Origin of the sequence: Shewanella sp. 10N.286.52.C2, assembly GCF_002874545.1 — a bacterium.
Lineage (GTDB): Bacteria > Pseudomonadota > Gammaproteobacteria > Enterobacterales > Shewanellaceae > Shewanella.
The window spans coordinates 82,848-102,413 of sequence record NZ_MCTV01000009.1; the positions used below are offsets into that span (position 1 = coordinate 82,848).

Annotated in this window: 13 protein-coding genes and 1 pseudogene; 4 read left to right on the forward strand and 10 right to left on the reverse strand. The window is 41.4% G+C overall.

Translation table 11 applies throughout. The features are described 5' to 3' along the window. Positions 1-51: 51 nt before the first annotated feature. The 5 genes from BCU94_RS04510 to glmM all read right to left on the reverse strand — a co-directional run bounded on the left by BCU94_RS04510 (position 52) and on the right by glmM (position 5,289). Entirely contained in the window at positions 52-1,191 is a 1,140-nt protein-coding gene (locus tag BCU94_RS04510; protein WP_102475724.1) for a sugar nucleotide-binding protein, read from the reverse strand. Further along, on the reverse strand, positions 1,188-1,769 hold the full coding sequence (gene rfbC / locus BCU94_RS04515; protein ID WP_102475725.1) for a dTDP-4-dehydrorhamnose 3,5-epimerase: 582 nt from the start codon (positions 1,767-1,769) through the stop codon (positions 1,188-1,190). The genes BCU94_RS04510 and rfbC overlap by 4 nt, the downstream gene beginning before the upstream one ends. Next, positions 1,769-2,683, reverse strand: coding sequence for a glucose-1-phosphate thymidylyltransferase RfbA (rfbA, locus tag BCU94_RS04520; protein ID WP_198590851.1), 915 nt, complete (start codon positions 2,681-2,683; stop codon positions 1,769-1,771). Before rfbA ends, rfbC begins: the two co-directional genes overlap by 1 nt. Then, on the reverse strand, positions 2,676-3,752 hold the full coding sequence (rfbB, locus tag BCU94_RS04525) for a dTDP-glucose 4,6-dehydratase (RefSeq protein ID WP_102475726.1): 1,077 nt from the start codon (positions 3,750-3,752) through the stop codon (positions 2,676-2,678). Before rfbB ends, rfbA begins: the two co-directional genes overlap by 8 nt. A 181-nt stretch (positions 3,753-3,933) precedes the next feature. Next, positions 3,934-5,289 (reverse strand): phosphoglucosamine mutase, encoded by a 1,356-nt coding sequence (glmM, locus tag BCU94_RS04530; RefSeq protein WP_102475727.1) that lies wholly within the window; start codon positions 5,287-5,289, stop codon positions 3,934-3,936. A gap of 278 nt (positions 5,290-5,567) precedes the next feature. On the opposite strand from glmM, the pseudogene BCU94_RS04535 reads away from it, so the two are divergent. After that, positions 5,568-5,690: pseudogene (locus BCU94_RS04535) on the forward strand (IS3 family transposase); the annotation flags it as partial. Positions 5,691-5,782: 92 nt separating this feature from the next. On the opposite strand, the gene BCU94_RS04540 reads toward BCU94_RS04535, so the two are convergent. From BCU94_RS04540 to BCU94_RS04555, 4 genes are all read right to left on the reverse strand, one after another. Continuing rightward, a complete protein-coding gene (locus BCU94_RS04540) occupies positions 5,783-5,989 on the reverse strand; it encodes an MbcA/ParS/Xre antitoxin family protein (RefSeq protein ID WP_102475728.1) in 207 nt (68 codons plus the stop codon). A 476-nt stretch (positions 5,990-6,465) separates the two neighbouring features. Beyond that, the gene (locus BCU94_RS04545) at positions 6,466-8,496 is read right to left on the reverse strand and encodes a hypothetical protein (protein ID WP_102475729.1); all 2,031 of its coding nucleotides are present in this window, start codon (positions 8,494-8,496) and stop codon (positions 6,466-6,468) included. Between the two features lie 591 nt (positions 8,497-9,087). After that, positions 9,088-10,323 carry a type II toxin-antitoxin system HipA family toxin gene (locus BCU94_RS04550; protein ID WP_102475730.1) on the reverse strand — a complete coding sequence of 412 codons (1,236 nt, stop codon included), beginning with the start codon at positions 10,321-10,323 and terminating at the stop codon, positions 9,088-9,090. Continuing rightward, a complete protein-coding gene (locus BCU94_RS04555; protein WP_102475731.1) occupies positions 10,316-10,591 on the reverse strand; it encodes a helix-turn-helix transcriptional regulator in 276 nt (91 codons plus the stop codon). Before BCU94_RS04555 ends, BCU94_RS04550 begins: the two co-directional genes overlap by 8 nt. Positions 10,592-11,074: 483 nt before the next feature. Here BCU94_RS04555 and BCU94_RS04560 point away from each other — a divergent pair, with 483 nt between their 5' ends. Next, entirely contained in the window at positions 11,075-11,929 is an 855-nt protein-coding gene (locus BCU94_RS04560) for a DUF4097 family beta strand repeat-containing protein (RefSeq protein WP_102475732.1), read from the forward strand. 158 nt (positions 11,930-12,087) lie between these two features. After that, positions 12,088-13,029: a LysR family transcriptional regulator gene (locus BCU94_RS04565; protein WP_206747667.1), complete on the forward strand. Its 942-nt coding sequence runs from the start codon at positions 12,088-12,090 to the stop codon at positions 13,027-13,029. A 55-nt stretch (positions 13,030-13,084) separates the two neighbouring features. Here BCU94_RS04565 and BCU94_RS04570 read toward each other — a convergent pair whose 3' ends face one another. Beyond that, on the reverse strand, positions 13,085-13,978 hold the full coding sequence (locus tag BCU94_RS04570) for a LysR family transcriptional regulator (protein WP_102475734.1): 894 nt from the start codon (positions 13,976-13,978) through the stop codon (positions 13,085-13,087). Between the two features lie 520 nt (positions 13,979-14,498). Here BCU94_RS04570 and BCU94_RS04575 point away from each other — a divergent pair. Continuing rightward, positions 14,499-19,520: a S8 family serine peptidase gene (locus tag BCU94_RS04575; RefSeq protein ID WP_102475735.1), complete on the forward strand. Its 5,022-nt coding sequence runs from the start codon at positions 14,499-14,501 to the stop codon at positions 19,518-19,520. Positions 19,521-19,566 lie beyond the last annotated feature (46 nt).

Here is a 19,566-nt window from a genome sequence, read left to right on the forward strand (position 1 = left end):
AGCTGAGCTTGAGCAAAATCTGTAAACCGTTATAAATACTCTTAAAAAAAGTTATAAAACATCAATATCGAGATTTCTAATCAAAGTTTTAATTGATACTTGCCAATCACAAGCATCGATACCCCAAGCCATTTTTATCTGCTGGCAATCAAGCACACTGTAGGGTGGCCGCTTAGCAGGCAAAGGATAGTCCTGAGTATCAATCCCCTTGAGTGTAGGAACTGTTAGTAACTTAGCTTGTACACTTGCTTCATCGACAATGGCTTTTGCTAAACCATACCAGCTGGTAGCTGTATCGCCGCAGTAATGAAAAGTGCCCCAAACTGTTTTACCCTGCTGAATTTGCGCAGCGATGTTTAATATCGCTTTGGCTAAATCCCCCGCATAAGTAGGACAACCTATTTGATCGGCCACCATCGCCAGAGTCGGTTTAGTTTTGGCTAATCTCAGCACCGTTTTAGCAAAATTATGCCCAAATTCGCTTATCAGCCAAGACGTTCGAATGATAATGTGCTGCGGCAGAATATCAGTAATCAATTGCTCGCCGCGCCACTTAGACTCGCCATAAATATTCAGCGGATTTGGCACAGCAGTTTCAGAATATGGGCTTGGACTGTTTTCAATTGCAGTTTCAATAGCAGTGTTAGAGGCGGTTGCAAAGGTTGCTTCAAGGCCACCAGCAAGCTTGGGCTCATCTACAGGCAGCGCTGAACTTGCAGCTTGAGATGGCAGCCTGCCACTTTTGCCATCAAACACATAATCGGTTGAGATATGAATAAGTGGAATAGATGCTTTTAGCGCCGCTAAGGCAAGATTCTTCGCCCCTGTGGCATTCACATCACCAGCAAGCTGCTGATGTGTTTCAGCCTGGTCCACTTGGGTGTAGGCGGCGCAATTGATGATTAAATCGGGGTTAAGCCTATCAATCATTTCCATGACCGCATTAGCGTCACTGATCTCTAAATCTGATTTATCTGCCGTGAGAAGTTGTAGCTCATTTGGCATGCATTGAGATGACAAGTCGGTGTTAATTTTACAGTGGCTCTCTCTGTTGTTCTCTCTGTTAAGAGCTCTGCTAATAATTCTAGAATAGTTGCCATTATTCTTGGCTAAAAAGGCATTATGATCTGCAATGCAGCGCCTAATACTCAATCCTAACTGACCATTAGCGCCTGTTAATAACAGCTTCACTTTGTGATGTCCGGCTTTAAGGTTAACGCCTGCTCATTGTGCATTGCTTTTAACGCCTGAAAAGATAACCCTTGTTGATCTTTAGCAGATTGAATGACCTCCCTAATAGGCCAATTAATGGCTAAGTCAGCATCGTCCCAGCTAAGACAAGCTTCATTTTTAGGGTCATAATAATCGCTACATTTGTATTCAACATCACAACACGCTTCTAAAGCAACAAAGCCATGGGCAAAGCCTTCTGGCACCCACAATTGTCGCTGGTTGGTCTCAGATAACTCAACCCCAACCCAAGCGCCATAAGTTGATGACTGTGGGCGGATATCAACAACCACATCATACACCTTGCCTCTAACGACTCTGACTAATTTAGCTTGCGGCTTCTGGGTTTGAAAATGAAGCCCTCTAAGCACACCATAATGTGAGCGTGAATAGTTATCCTGCACCAAGGGTTTATTGGTGTTCAGCAATTGCTGATAACGTTGCTGCTGAAAGGTTTCCATAAAAAAGCCACGTTCATCTGCAAACACTTGAGGCTCGATGATTTTGACATCAGAAATGCTAGTATCAATAACCTTCATCAACGATGTTCCTCTACGAGTTGGCTTAGGTAAGTGCCATATGCCGTTTTTTGATGAAATTGTGCTTGTTGCGCTAACTCATCAACAGATAACCAACCATTAATGAAACCGATTTCTTCAAGACAGGCCACCTTTAAGCCTTGGCGTTTCTCAATGGTCTGCACAAAATGACTCGCTTCAAGTAATGCGTCATGGGTTCCGGTGTCAAGCCATGCAAAACCACGCCCTAATATATCCACGGTTAAGGCTTTCTTAGCCAAATAAGCCATGTTCACATCGGTAATTTCAAGCTCACCTCTTGCTGACGGACTAATACGCTTAGCAATGGATACGACCTCATTATCGTAAAAATAAAGCCCCGTAACGGCAAAGTTGGTTTTAGGGACGGTCGGTTTTTCTTCAATACTTAGGGCAATACCTTTATCGTCAAAATCAATGACCCCAAATCGCGCGGGATCGCTAACATGATAGCCAAATACGGTTGCACCAGACGCTTTGGCTGTAGCTTGTTTTAGCTTTTCAGTAAAGTTTTGCCCATAGAAAATATTATCGCCTAACACTAATGCCACGTTACTATCACCAATAAACTGCTCACCAATGATAAACGCCTGCGCTAAACCCTCTGGCGCTGCTTGCTCTGCATAACTGAGCTGAATACCAAAGCATTCACCGTTGCCTAATAAGCGTTTAAAGCTGGGCAGATCTTCAGAGGTTGAGATCAGTAAAATGTCATTAATACCCGCCAGCATGAGTACCGATAAGGGATAATAAATCATCGGCTTATCATAGACAGGTAATAACTGTTTAGAGGTGCCAAGGGTTAGCGGAAATAAGCGACTGCCCGTGCCACCCGCTAATATAATGCCTTTATACTGTGCAGAAGTGATGGGCTGCACAGCGCTTAAACTACTCATTGATATTTCCATTAGCGAGCCCAAGTCGGTTAAGGCGGTAGTCACCAGTTAAGATCTGTTGCCACCAGCTAGGATTATCGATGTACCATTTAACCGTTGCAGCTAACCCCAAATTAAAATCATGCACGGGTTGCCAGCCTAACTGTGTTTGAATTTTCGATGCATCAATGGCGTAGCGACTATCATGACCAGGCCTATCGTCAACATAGGTAATTAACTCAGCATAAGATTGGCAGCCTTGCTTAGCCTCTGGTGCCAATTGCTCTAATAGCGCACATATGCTGTTAACCACATCAATATTGGTCACTTGATTAAGACCACCAATATTATAGCTTTGGCCTACTTCGCCATGTGTCAGCACTTGATAAAGGCCGCGAACATGATCCTCTACATGTAACCAGTCCCTTACTTGCAGGCCATTACCGTAAACGGTTAACGGCTTACCCGCTAAGGCATTTAAAATGGTGTGGGGGATCAATTTTTCAGGAAATTGGTAAGGACCATAATTGTTTGAGCAATGACTAACCAGCACTGGCAAACCATAAGTACGCTGCCAAGCATTGACCAAATGATCGGAAGAAGCTTTTGAGGCAGAATAAGGCGAGCTTGGTTTATATGACGTCTGCTCAGAAAATGGCAGTTCATCACTATCTAAGTCACCAAAAACCTCATCGGTTGAAATATGATGAAATCGAAACGCAGTTTTAACATCAGTTGCTAGCGTGTTCCAATACTCACGGCACACTTCAAGCAATGTGAATGTCCCGATGATATTGGTTTGCATAAAAGCACTGGCATTATCAATGGAGCGATCCACATGACTTTCTGCAGCAAGGTGCATTACCGCTGTCGGTTTAAACTTGGCAAAAACTTGTTTTAAACTCTTGGCATCGCAAATATCAGCATGAACAAAATGGTATCGATGTGAATGCTCAACGTCCTGTAGAGAATCAAGGTTACCCGAATAGGTTAATGCATCGATATTAACGATTGTCTCATCGGTATGCTTAATGAGATGACGGATAAGCGTACTACCAATAAAACCTGCACCGCCGGTAATTAAAATCATACTCAAAAAACCTTAACAATAATGAACTAAAACGACTGACTTCAGCTGTAAACTTGTAGCGAAACATTATACCCAATATAAGCCTAAAGTTATTGTTTCGCTAAAAACAAAAATGCCAGAGTATCAATACTCTGGCATTTAATAGCATAGATAAATCTACCCTGATTGATAAGACAAATTATTAACTTGCCGCTTTAACCACATCCGCAATTGATTGCGCCTGGGTTTGGGTCATATCCGCATCGGTTGATTCAACCATTACACGGATTAATGGCTCAGTACCCGATTTACGCAATAACACACGGCCATTATCACCCATCACTTGCTCAGCAGCGGTTACTGCTTGCTGCACGGCATCAGAGGCAATAATTTCATCGGCGTTGTTGGCACTTAAGCGAACATTGATCAGCACTTGAGGCAGTTTTGTCATACCTGACTTAACTTCAGCTAAGCTTTTACCTGACTCAATAACAGCATCAAGCACTTGCAGCGATGCCACAATGCCATCACCTGTGGTGGTATGCTTAAGACTTAAGATATGGCCTGAGCCTTCACCGCCTAATAGCCAACCGGTTTCTTTAAGCTGCTCAACCACGTAGCGATCGCCTACTTTAGCGCGAATAAAGGGAATATCCATTTCTTTAAGTGCCAGCTCTAAACCTAGGTTTGACATCAAGGTACCGACAACGCCACCGTTTAACTCACCAGCTTGTTGAAACGCTTGCGCTAAAATAAAGATGATTTCATCGCCATCAACCACATGGCCGTTATGATCAACAAACAACACCCTGTCAGCATCGCCATCTAAGGCAATACCTAAGTCAGCCTCATGCACCATCACTGCAGTTTGCAGGCTATCTAAATGGGTTGCGCCGCAGCGCTCATTAATGTTTAACCCATCAGGCTTATCATTAATGCTAATCACTTCAGCGCCGAGCTCTGCATACACTTCTTTAGCAATGTGGTACGCCGCGCCGTTGGCCGAATCAACGACGATTTTCAAACCTGCAAGGGATTTATTTTTATCAAACGTCCCTTTACAAAACTCAATATAACGCCCAGCAGCATCAGTAATACGGCGAACTTTACCGAGCTTTGCCGAGTCCACACACGACATTGCGCCATGATTAATGGCTTGATCAAGTAAGTGTTCAATTTCTAATTCTTGAGCATCGTTAAGCTTGGTACCCGAGTTTGAGAACAGCTTAATACCGTTATCGTAATAAGGGTTATGGGATGCACTGATCACCACCCCTGCATCAGCTCTAAAAGTCGAAGTTAAATACGCAATCGCCGGCGTTGGCATAGGGCCAACTAACGCGCAATTAATGCCCGCAGCAGAAAAGCCGGCTTGCAGAGCAGTTTCTAACATGTAACCACTAATACGAGTATCTTTACCAATAATGACTTCTTTGGTGCCTGCTGACGCTAAAACCGTCCCAGCAGCCCAACCTAATTTCATCGCAAAAGACGGGTTAATCGGAAACTCACCCACCTTTCCTCGCACACCATCAGTGCCAAAATATTTACGAGACATAACAACTCCAAAACCAACAGTCCATGTTGGTATAAAACAAAAGTAAGGTCACTTTTTCAAGTGGAGGCAAATTATATACGAAAAGCCCGCGCATTTACTCATCTAATTGTGACATTTTTAAGCCACAGCAATCTTTATTGGATTTTGTGGGTTAAAGCAAAGCAGCAAAGTGATTTGATGCAGCCTTACTGGTATTTAAAGAGTTCAAAAATATAAAATGGTGATTATGTAGTGCTGCTATCTTTAATGGATGAAGAAATCTGTGAGGGTGTAACAGTCTCGAAAAAGACGTGGCTACTTATATGAAATATTACAACTTAGAACGGCTACATTCCGCTAATGGTGATCTGTCACCAGTAGCGTTTGAAAATTTCCAACTAAAAGTGTCCAGTTTGGGTTGACCAGTACAGCGTTACAGTCTTGATAAGTTTGAGCTAGCACACCGAAGTTGAATTCGTTTATTAGTTCTGTTGAAGAAATCAAACTTTAATATTTAGCTGAACACACCCCATTTTATTTTTTCAAGCACGTCATTAACCAATTTTCGTCCTTCAAGACTTCCAAGTAATTCTTTCGGTTTTTTGTTGCCAAGCGCCTTTATCTCACTATTAAAAAATAACGCAATAAGAGCTTCATCACCGCCATAAATATCACCAGTTTTTCGCATCAGGTCACTAGTACTGGGAACGTCTATACTCATAAGTAATCACCATTTTATTAATCGAAGTATGTATAACTAAAGAGAAAAATATATTATAGCAAATAGTCCTTCTCCAAAAAGACAATACTTAAGAAATGGTTAACTCTCCACCCTAAATCTGCTTACAAATTTAACTCAACATAAAATCTGTTTAGCAAAAAAATATTAAGTTCAATTAAACAATTAAGCTGATAGGAACATAAGCCTTATCAGCAACTGAACAACTAACTGAGTTAATCTACTTTAATTCATTCGGTTTGCAATGAAGTAAAATCTAAAGAGTTAATGGATAACTAGATGGGTAGTTTAGGTGTGTTAGGTTCGTACTCATGGCATTTACTTATGATAAATTTATATTTGATTACCACAACCAAATGCCATGAATGTTGCTATCGCATTAAAATATTTTATTGTTTCTGCTTGCGATTAAGTGTGAAGCAAGCTGCATCGTCCACTTATTGCAGAACATGGTAACTTCAGTCATGTGGCACGGCAAACTGCTTTCCATCATCATGACAAACATGACAAGCCATACTCACTGGCTCTGGGTAACCATGTGACGCCATATGCATTTCAACAGAAGAATCGTTGTGGCACTCTATACAAGTCAGATAGTCATGCTCTCTCTTCTCTCGAATAGATTCAATCTCAAGCCTTAACTCTAGTAAGGGATAACTTCTTCGTGGGTAGACGGTGGCATCCTTTTCACGGTCATCACAAGTCACTCTTACTGGGCCAACTTCTGGGTTGAACCATACATCACACACTTCTAATTCTAGTGTTCGCTCAGTATCATCAGGGTCACGGTTACTGCGCTCAACAGTAAGCTGCGCATAATTGACTTCTAGGTACACCATTTCAGATAATTGATTATCCCAAACTTCCATCATGCCTTGGTACGTTGATGGCTCAAATGTATAGGTGGATAAGCTATAACGCCCTTCTTCATCTTCCCGCCAGCTTTTCCACTCAAGCGGTTGCTGATGATATAAAAATGAACAAGTCCGATTCCCTTCATAGCTATTTACATTATCGGCATAACCAATGTAGTTTTGCTCTGCATAACTCCACTCACAACGATGCCAATTCGCTGCAAGCATTTGGCTGGTAAATGGCAAGTATGTCGGTACTGTATCCCAAATTATTTTTTGATTATCTATGTCTTCATCTTTAATTTGAGCACTAAATGTCCCGCTAGGTAATTCAATCTGCTCACCAGGATCAACACAGTATTCTTTTCTTATCCACTTTCCTGATTCATCTTGTTCATCGGTCCAGTAGGTATAGCATTGCTCCCCTTCATCTCGAGTACTCATTATTCGTGCACTGTATTTATAATTAAGCTTGTCACCTTTTTTGTAGGTCGTTTGAACTGACTCTGCACTTAAAGGCACTATGGGGTATTCATAGCGCTGACTTAAAAATACCGCATGCTGTACTTCTATTGCTTGCTCATATGTTGTCGCTTCATAGATGTCAGTTTCAGGTGAATGATAAACCACGGTGGTTTCACCTTCACCTTGAATATCAAGTAATAAGCTAGACCCTGCTTGAGTCATATCAAGAGCGGTAGAATCAGCTAGGGCAACAACATAAGGCTTTTCAAATTCAATGTCAGAAATATCATCTACTGGTAATGAAAGATATTGCTCAGAGTCACCAAAGTAATAGCTAATTAAAGGTAAGTCTACTGGCTCACGAGTTGCTTTGTTTACGGTGATAGATATTGTTGAAGATAGCTCTGGGTACACATCTGTAGCTAACTGTGTCACAGTGACTTGTGACTCACCCACAACATGAGGAGTTAACAGTCCTTCTGAGTCAGTACTTAATATTTCATCCTGCGAGCTTTCAAAAAGCAAATCACCATCATGCCCACCATTAATCGTTAGTTTCTTGTCATTATCAAGTAATCTAACGGTTCCAATATCAACTAAACCTAATGGCGCATAAACAGGAATATTTACCGAGGTAATTTTGTTCTCATATTCACTCGTTATTTTAAGTTGGATCCCTATATTTTCAGCGCCTGCAGAAGTTGGCACATAAAAACTAGCTTCTGGTTTGTCATTGCCAGTGATACTAATTGCAGGACCCGATACCTGTGTCCACTGATATTCGACATCAGCAGGATAATCGCGTTCCCATTGAACACTTAATAGCACAGTACTTTCAGCAATGTATGAATCATCGGAATGCTCAATAGCAAAAGCTGGCATTACAGGTACGATAGGGCTTTCCCCCTCACCAGGGTTCTTATCCCCTTCATCACCACAATCTACTGTACAAGGTGGTGAGATCGGTGTGCCCTCAACAGGTGGTAGCGGTGCGGGTAGGATTGGACTTTCCCCTCCACCCGGATTTTTATCACCACCATCACCACAATCTACTGTACAAGGTGGTGAGATCGGTGTGCCCTCATTAGGCGGTAGCGGTTTCTGAGTCTCAGAATCAGACCCACACGCTGTAAGTAACATACAGATAGTAATAAGTAGTATTTTTTTCATGTCATTTCTTAGTTGGGCGGGGAGTAATAAAAGTGAGTTAAAGTGTTAAAATCTTATTCAACTCTAAAGTAATGTACATTCTAAACAGAAGGCACTTATGAGTTAAGCGAAACGCTGGTAGCAGCATAGAAAACGCTAACATTCTCACAATTGTGCTCAAGTCCTTTCACACAATTTTCAATCAACATAACAACAAAGCAAATCAGCAACTTTTGTTTTGCTGTTTGAGCTAAAAAATCAAGAAAAGTATTGATAATTTTGAATGGTATATGAGCTAATAATATAATCAAGATATGGAATTACTCATATTAGGAGCCACCTAATGTTCACAGGAGCAGTAAACTACTGGATGCCTTTTGTTGCAGTTGGGATGTCGCTTATTGTTTGTTTAGGGATATTAATTTATTCGTTGATGACATTCGATAAAAAACAAAACCACCACTAAATAGATAGTTAGGCCTATTAGGTGTTTTAAAAAATGCTGTTATCAAGCCAACTCGAACAATTCTTGGCTCATTACAATCAATATTTTGCATATACACGCCTAAATATCGTGGTACTGAAATCTAGCTTATTACACCAAAATTAATGCTATCGAAGACTATTCCACTTTTCTGTCATATGGTTATCAATACTCGTCAGTAATTGATTAGGGATCCCTAGATTTTTTGCTTCTTGAGCAAAACTTCTGGTCTGTTGATAGATCTCTTCTAACATCTCTCGTAATGGTTTATCACTTGAGTAGCCTGCATGTCCAGCCAGTATATTGAGTGCGTGCTTTGGTGATCTGCCATTGCCATTAAAAGATGTCATATGCTCTTTGTATGGTGAAGGGCTGTAAACAATGTCGTAAAACGGAGATAGTTGCCACTGATCATTATCGTCAGCTAAAAAGGCAAAGTTTTTAGAGTGATCATCTTGGTTAACGGTAATAAAGTTGAACAAAGCGCGTTTAACCAGCTTTCTCGCCTCTCCTACACCACAAAGCATTCGAGTGGCCTTAACCAAATCGACATAATCTAATGATTGCTCCCTAAAGGGAGCGTCCAGTAAACCGCAAGCAGAGATCATGTGGCGCTTACCTTTAGGAGTACAATCAAACCTAGTTTGCTGTAGCCACATTCGTCCTCCCCCAGCTTCAATCAATTCAAATTTAGGTGTATCAATGCCCAGATCACTGGCCATCTGCATATAGGTGTATTCCACCAAGCTCTCTGAATGTTTTAAGTCGAATTTTTCAGAGGTCAATTTCACAATCAGTTTTTCACCAATGGCATTTTCGTGTGTTGAAAACTGGCCATCTCTGGTTTTAGTGACATTGAGTTTAGGGCGAGCACCACCAGAACCAGCCGCATTCATAAGATGCTCAATCAATCTCGATTCTGTGCCCTCAAACTCTTTAACCGCCTCTTGCCCTAATGTTATTAGCTCAACATCCCTAGGATCAGACTCAAGTAGCTCTATCTCAGGTTCATAGGACAATGCGCCAAGGCATTGGTCACCAATGTAAGCCAACCGTTGTAATGCGGTGATAAGTTGTGGATTGTGACCATTTTGCCTGAAAACGCGATCCATAAGGTGTAAGCCCCACCCATCAGGAAGACTGTCACCGAACACACCATGAATACCGTAATGGGGTTGCTTGGGGGCTTTTTGCAGGGTTAGATCCGCTTTGATATTAAAGGGAGCAATTGAAGCTGAATGTTGAGCTAAATACCGCTCGTCAAACTGAAAGTAGGTGCCAGTTCTATTTTCAGCCAGCGAACCAACAAGCGCTTTAGATCCGTCGGAAAAGGTTCTGTTTACTCTTAACGGAGTATCAAGCATTTTTTAGCACCTCTTCAATGCTGGTGGGCTGGGCACTAGATGGTTTTGTCAAGGCACGGACTTTGTTCAAATCACCAATAGCTTCATAGAGCATCAAAAACTGCCTCAGTGAAATATTACCGGTGCTTTCAAACTTTCTAATCGTACCATAGGGCACCCCGGAGCGAGTTGATAACTCCTCAACGGATAACTTCTTTAGTTTTCGAGATTGACTTATAAAGTCGCGTAACTCCATTTGAACATCAAAAGCGGTATAGAGATTAAGCATGAGAATCTGCTACCATAGTGACAATATAGTTTTAAAAAAAGCAATAATTGTCACTATAGTAGCATAAAACATATTTTTATACTATAAACTCAATAAGGGAAGAGTTAAAAGGTAGTACAGCTCGAGTGCAAGCAAAAAACGAAGAGCAAGACTTAGGTCATACGGAATAATGGTGGTGATCCTGATCGCTTGTTAGCTCACAAATTATCCTGCCAGAATTCCGCTAAAATTATTCAGTACCAACACTTTGCAATAACATGAATTTCAAATTCATTAGTCAATAATGTGAAAAAATAACTCTTCTGACGTTATTCGCCTACATCCTCAAGTAATACTTTATTTTTCACAATTACGAGCCTAAGCAAGATAAACAAAATCACGTCATAGTTTGTTGGTAGGCTCATCATAGGCAGCAGTCTTTTAATTACTTCAACACTCTTAACATCAACACTGAGCTTTGCCGCGCAATCTGTTGATAAAGAAATGACTGTGAGTGCTAATCCGCAAATAGAATTAAAAGTGCAGCGAGGTAAAGTTAAAATCATCGGCTGGAACAAAGACCTCATTAGCGTAACCGGTCAGTTAGATGAATTATCTGAAGGGTTTATCTTTGAGCAAAAAGGCAATCAAATCCACATTGAAGATAAACTACCCAGTAGCTACCGAGGCAATAATAAAGACGGTTCAAACTTGGTTATCAAATTACCTAAAAAGCTGATGCTAGAAGCGGACGGTGTTTCGGCAGGTTACAAAGTGGAAATGCTCTCAGGAAAAATAGAAGTCGCTTTAGTGAGTGGCAACTTAGAAGCCGAAGAGATTGAAGGTGAGATTAAGCTTTATACAGTGTCAGGCAACATTGAATCTGAAAGCTTAAACGGCAAAATTGAATTAGAAACCGTCTCAGGCGATATCAAAGATAAAGATGCCGTTGGGAAAGCACAATATCGATTAGTCAGTGGCGAATTCGAGTCAAAGAATAACCAAGTGACTAAGTTGAGTATCGACCAAGTCTCAGGTGATATTGAAGGCAATTTTATTGCCGCTGAAAAAATCAAGCTAGTCACCGTAAGCGGCGATATCAAAATCAGTTTAGGCGATAAAGTGTCAAAAGCTTCATTTGATACTGTCAGTGGTGATATTGAAGTGAAATTCACTAACATGCCAAATTTAGCCTTCGAAGTGGATGGCGGCGCTGGTGGCGACATTACTAATAGCTTAACTGATGATAAACCGTTAAAAAGTAAATACTCATCAAGAGAAAGCATTCAATTTAAAACTGGCGATGCTAAAGGTCGTTTTAGTATCAACACCATTAGCGGTAATATTGAACTGAAATAAGCCTAACTGACTCAGCTTACATGCATTAATACCTTGTATGTAAGCGAGTTATCCCCCAACTCTTCCGCTAATACCATTCTTATTAAACTGCCACGAACACTGTTAAATATAATCTAATCCGCTATCATTAACTCACCCGTTTCAACCAGCGATAAATGATGAACAAGACCCCTTTTGAAGCACTTGATCTCAACCTAATAAAGATTTTCTTTGTCATATATGAAGAGCTCAATACCCATCGGGCTGCTGAACGGCTCAATATGAGTCAACCCAATGTGAGTCGATCGCTACAAAAGCTTCGTGATGCGTTTCAAGATCCTATTTTTGTTAAAACAAGACACGGTCTAACACCAACCGATAAAGCCCATTATCTTGCTCAGCATCTGCCTAGTACTTGGCAAGAATTATCAGATATTATCAATCACGTGGATGAATTCGATTTAAGTCAGTTATCAGGAAAAATACACGCAACTTTCCACCCAGCATTAGTTGGAATGCTCAGTGATAAGTTGTTTTTAAAGTTGCATGAGGTTGCCCCTAAACTTCAACTTATTGTCTCTGTGTGGGGTAATGAAACTGAAGCAGATTTAATTACAGGTAAACAGGACTTTGCGGTAACAATGTTGCCCCATGGTATGTCGAAAGAAATGAGTATTAAACCGCTGCCGTCATTGGTAGCAAAGGTATATCTCAGTAAAAGTCACCCTCTTGCCCAATCGACAATAACAGAGCAATCTTTAGTGCAATATCCTTTAGCTATTTTGCATGTGCCAGGTTGGAATGAGCACATGACTAATATTGAAAAGATTTTAGCTAAAAAGGGCTTAGTACCTGATATTGTTTATCGAAGCCCACACCCGAGTTCTGTATTAAGTGTCGTATCTCAAACTGAGTTAATACATCCCATGGGCGCCAGTTATCATGGTCTTTATAATGATAGTGTTATCCGAAAGATTCCGCTGCTTGATGGTGAACCCATATTATTTGAAAACCACTTTTGCCATCATTATCGCCATCGTAATAAGCCGCTTTATCAATGGTTATTTGAGACGATAAATGAATTCATGCTCGATGAAAAATCCTCAGAGAAACGAGAATAACAGTTTATAATCTCACGCTATGAGTCTCAGCTTCTGTCAACTGAATGAGTAAAGCTTACTGTTTAAGAAAATCGATAAAAGCATGAGCCGCTGGAGTGAGCGGCCTTCTACGAAGATGTACAATACTGAAAGACGCTTTAATATCTGGCATATCAACTATGTGCAAAGCAACTAATGCCCCTGAAGCCAACTCCTTTCGAATAGAGACATCAGGTGCTAAGGCGATTAAATCACATTCACAAAGCGACTCTTTGATCGCCTGAAACTGCTCAAACTTAACCAGACCAGAAAAGTCTTTTCGATGCTTACTAAACAAGTCATCAAATTGCTCAAATAAACTGGTTGGTAGTCCACTGGGTATGGCTAAAGGAAAAGCTTTTAAGTCTGTTAAATTAATCTGCTGCTGTTGCGCTAACGGGTGATCGGTGCGACAACAAAATACTGCTTGAAAAGAAGGTAGTGGAATAACATCAACCGCTTCCCTTTGATCTAGCTCAGTCGCTTTGGTTTCTGCGATAAATAATGAAATTTCAGCCTTACACAGTTTCTGATACAGCTCCTGCCAAGCCCCTACTTTTAATTCAACGGCGACATGTGGATAAATATTAATAAATTGCCCAATACTAGGCCCTACGATGCTATTTAACGGAATAGCACTCGCCCCAACAATCAACTCACCCGTTTCTAGCCCTTGAATAGCCTGTATTTCTCGCTTTAATAGCTCTACATCACGCACAATGCGAGTGCCATGCTCTACTACAACGTCACCAAACGGGGTCAAAGACACTGAACGTGAATTCCTTTCTAATAACTTAGCACCCAGAAGATCTTCCATTTTCTGAATACTTCTAGAAAGAGAGGGTTGCGCTAAATTTAATTCTATTGCCGCATGGTGAAAATGTTTTAGTTCTGCCACAACAAGAAAATGCTTTAAATGCCTTAACTCCATTCAACCTACTTAATTCAAAAACAATAAAAAAATAACACAGCAATAACAAAGCAAATATCAGCAATCTTAAAACTGTATTAAACAATATTACCCAAGCGAAAATAAATCAGCCAACAATAACAATTACGTCAACATACTCTTATTTTTTAAATATTCAATTAAGATTAACAAAATGCTCAAAGCATATAAATACACAAAACTTAAACATCAAAAAAATAATAACAACGCACAACTTAAATTACAGAAAAATGAACTTAAACCACTGATTTAAATAACATTATACAATCGAGATTATGTATCAATATGTATCAGCAATATTAACAACCATTGATAGCAATTAAGTATCAGTGTAATACATTTAATGCATCAATTAATATTCACTATTTTTAACCATCAATAGATTTTATGCATCGGTCAATGATTAATTTCGCATTGGATTATCAATTAACAAATTTGTAATACTGACAACACCGAATTAACTTCGTGTTGTTTGGATAATAATAATTAATAGGGAATCATCATGAGAATAAAAAAACTGACATTGATGACGTTAGCTGCAATGTATGCAGGTAGTGTCGGTAGTGCTGCAGCAAGTAGCCCACCTTCTGCAAATAACCAAGTACAATTGCAAGGCATTAACTTAATGGAAATGTACTTAGCTCAGAAAGAAACTCAGGCTAAGGTAAGTACCCAATCAACTACGCCACTTAGACGTGGTGACATGCGTAATATTCATTTCCAAGCCAAACAACCAAAAGACAAACTCCAAATAGAAAGAGGCCTTGTTGGCAAGCAAACTTACATTGTAAGAATGCACGGCAATTCAGTTGCAACCTACAAAGGTGATATCCCTGGCTTGCAAGCAACGCAGGCCACGCTTAATGATAAAAAAGCTAAGCTATTTACCGCGGGCGTTGCAACTGGTGCAAGCGCTAACGCGATCAACGCTTATACCAACCATCTATTGTCAAAACAGCAAAGCTTTATTCAAAAAGCAGGCTTAGATGTTAAGCAACAATTTACCTTAGCGGCGAATGCTTTTACCGTTGAAATGACCCAAGATGAAGCGATGAAGTTAGCTTCAATGTCTGAAGTGGCCTACATGCAGCGCTCAAAAATTTACCAACTTCATACTGATATTGGACCTGAGCATGTCGGGGCAACTGGCGTATGGGATGGCACAACAACAGCTGATGGCAGCGCATACACAGGTGAAGGCATGATAGTGGGTATTATTGATACCGGTATCAATACAGACCACCCTTCTTTTGCAGCCATTGGCGGCGACGGTTTTGAACACACCAACCCACTAGGCACGGGGAATTACTTAGGTGATTGTGCGCTAGAGGAATTTGCTAATCGTTGTAACGATAAGTTAATTGGTGTGTACACCCACAAAGATGTCACTGCAGAATATAAAGATGAATGGGGTAACCCATTAGCTCCTGATTTTGGTGAAGATTTTCAAGGCCATGGTAGTCATGTAGCCGGTACTGTAGCAGGTAATATTTTATATGATGTCGACGTTGTAGGATCGCAACTTGGCGGCGGAGCTGGAAACCCTATTGGCGTGCAAATGCCAAAAATTTCAGGTGTTGCTCCTCACGCTAACATCATTTCATACCAAGTATGTATGGTAAGTGGTGGCTGTTCTGGCGATGCAATGCTATTTGCCATTGAGCAAGCGATTAAGGATGGTGTTGATGTCATCAACATGTCGATTGGTGGTAGTGAAAGTTTCCCGTGGGATGATGCGTTTGAAATGGCATTCCTGTCAGCCCGTGAGGCCGGTGTTGCTGTCGCTTTATCAGCTGGTAACTCTGGCTCAGCAAACGGTGAAGATTCACTATATACCGTTGATCATACCTCGCCTTGGGTCTTAAACGTTGCTGCTACTACGCATGCTCGTTCAATTGTCATTGAAGATAAAGCCTTAGATAACTTTGTAGGTGGTGACGCTTCACTGGTACCAGACAGACTTGACGCTGCGGGTATCTCAGAAGCCTTTACCGGTAACTTTGTCATTGCTGCCGATTTTGGTGATGCACGCTGTAATACACCATTTCCAGCCGATACCTTCCAAGCCTCTGACATTGTTATTTGTGAACGCGGCGATATAGCCCGTGTAGACAAAGCATCAAATGCTGCCGCAGGTGGCGCAGGTGGCTTTGTACTTTATAACACTTGGAATGAAGGGGATGATGTCTCTAACGATACTTATGCTATCCCTGGGGTGCACATCACTGCGACTCAGTGGTACGGTAACTGGCGCATCAAAGGTTTACAACCTTGGCTTCAATCAGGAACCGATTTACAAGGAACAATTACAGCGTCAACGGCTTCACGCGTGATCACACCAGAAGATGCTGATCAATTAGCGAGTTTCTCATCTCGCGGGCCATCTAGCACGATTGAAGAATTGTTCTCGCCGGGTATTGCTGCACCAGGTGTGGATATTTTTGCCGCTTGGAACGATGAAAACCCACTAAACCCACAAGCTGATACGCGTAACTATAACGCTATCAGTGGCACATCAATGGCAAGTCCACATGTTGCGGGTGTAATGGCGTTGGTACGTCAGGCTAACCCAAGCTGGACAGCATCTGAAGTACAATCAGCCCTGCAAATGACCGCCGACAGCCAAGCGATTAAAACTGTTCATCCTTTTGATAGAAAAGTTGAAGTGGCCGGTCCATATCGCGCTGGACACGGTCTAGTTAATGTTGCACGTGCTATTAATAGCGGCCTTGTAATGGATGAAACGGCAGATAACTTCCGCAGAGCAAATCCAAAAAATGGCGGTCAAGTTCGTGAACTTAACTTACCTCAGCTTATCAATAAAGATTGTGGGTTAAGTTGTAGCTGGATCCGTACAGTGAAAGCCACCCGTGATGGCACTTGGAGTGTTGATACACAATACTCTGATCGCTCACCACTATTTTGGGACTTTACTTTAGACCCAACCGCAAAAGTACAAGTTACCCCATCAAGCTTTACCTTAAAAGCGGGTGAAACGATTGATTTAACGGTGACTAGCCTATTTAAAGAATCGGATATGGCTTGGTACGATGGCACAGTGCAAACTGCTGCAGGAGAAATTCAATTCACCCCGCAAGATAGCACCATCCCTGCTGCACATTGGCCGTTTTTGGCTACCTACGCTGGAAAAACATTGCCAAACACCATCAACATCACAGCCCATGATGATCAATCGCAGCATGTGATTGCAGACGTACCATTTGGCGCATCAGGGTCAAGCTTAACCGGTGTTGTATATACACCTGTTGAAGCCACCACAGAAACTTTCGAGCTACCTCGTCGCCAGTTTAGTGAAATGCCTGTCGGTGATGACTTTTTCTGGGATACCACACTACCAAGCATCAAAACTTTTACTGTGGATGTGCCAGAAAATAGCGCTGTATTGCGCGCAGAAATGCTAGCACGAGTTGAGTCGCAAATTGACTCACCATTTAACCAGTACCTGCAAACCAATGTGTTTATCTTCCGTGATTTCAACAATGATGGACGTTTACATCAGTCTGAAGCCATTTGTGGCTCAATACTAGGCCAAACAACTAAAGGGCAATTCTGTGCATTAGAAGAACCTGAAGCCGGTGAGTATACGATTTTAGTTCAATCGGGTTACCCGCTATTCCCATACGACAATGTTGATACCCTAGAAATGGCTCATGTGGTTATTCCTAAAGAAATCTCATCAGCAATTAACCTTAACTTTGAAGACACAACAGAACGTAATTCAACATTAACCATCGACTGGAATATGGCAATGGAACAGGGTAAACATTATTACTCTGCTGCCGCAATTTCTGCAGGTGATAATGCACAAGGTTCATTAGCAATCGTGCCGTTAAACATCAAACGTGGTGTGGACACAGTTTCAATCAATACCTCGCAAGATGCAGCAAGAGTTGGCGACATCATTGATATGAGTATGGTGATTCAACCTAACATTTCAGGGAAAGATCGCGCAGTAGAGTTAAACGCGACACTATCTGCTGGCTTGAAGTTAGTACCAGGTTCAATTACAGCGATTGAAGGTTTAACTGAAACAGAAAACGGCTTTAGCTTGCTGCGTAGCCAGCTTGATACATCGGCTCGTGAAACTAACTATAAAATCACGACCAACATTGATGATCCAATGTGTCGTACTCCACTGGAGATTGATTATCCAGATGGAACACCGGTTGATGGTGGCTATTTAGACTTAGCGCGGTTTGGTATTAACGTGTCATGGGGCAGTTTCTTAGAAGAAACACCTTGGGGAGGAAACTGGGTTCACGATGTTGAAATGCCATTAAATGCCGGAACACTAACGCCATTTGATAATCAGGACTATTTCAGTACTGACGCTATTATCTTAAGCTCTAAAGGCTGGTTACAGTTAGATACAGGCAACTACAATCCTTGGGACTTCGTGCCGATGGATATGTATCTAGAGCTACCAACTAATGACTATTCTACGCCACCTGACTTTATCGTGGCACCATTATGGGGTGGCTTAGATGCTACTGACCCAATGGCAATGTTTGGTCCGCAAAAGTGGACACTCGCTATGTATGAACCGAACTGGGATATCAACCAAGAGAAAGGTGTGACTTTAGCCTTTGCAGACGATTACACCATCATTGAATGGAATAAAGCGGCGACTCATGACAAGAGTTGGGATGAGAACTGGAACACATTGATCACACCTAGAAGTGATACTTATGATCACCAAGTTTTCTTGAAAAATAATACTGGTCACGCACCAGGTGAGTACGAAATTATCATGGCCTATGACAATATCGACTTTGCTGGTGAAGCGGGAGAAGGTTCTATTGGCGTTAGGGGATATAACGGCCCACGTGATACTTATGGCCCATTAAAAGGCCATACTGGTGTGAGCTATGCTTTCAATGACCTTGAAGACAAAGTGTCAAATAACTTAGTCGTCTGTTATGACATCACAGGTCCTAGTGACAGTATCGTTGTGGTGAATATGCAAGCTGAAGTCACTGACGAAGCGCTTGGTGTCAATCAAACTGTCACTCTCGCAGGTGATATTGAAGGTATTGCCAATGCCCATGCTGAACAAATAATTAGCGTTGCATCAAATATCATTATGTCAGCTATTAGCGATAAAATGGTTGATGAAAACACCACACTTGAAGGTATTGTGGTTAACTATGCGGACAACGATGGTGGAGTATCTGCTAACACCATTACCGTAACAGGTGACAACATTACTGCTGTGGTCCATGGTCATACTTCAGGCTCAACCTTTGATATCACTCCTGCTACAGATTTTTGGGGTGAAACAATGGTCACTGTAACGGTAGCGGATAATTTATTCCCTAACGATATGAGCTCAACGACATTCATGCTAACGGTTAACTCTGATGGTGTTGAGCCAACATCACCCGCGCCGGAACAACCAATTGAACCTGAAACACCTAAATCAGATTCTGGTGGTAGCTTAGGATTCTTAAGCCTACTGGCTTTAGCGGGCTTTGGATTGGGTCGTCGACGCAAAACTCACTAACGGTTATCGGATTGTGATTAACATTAGTCAATAGAAAATGAATAAT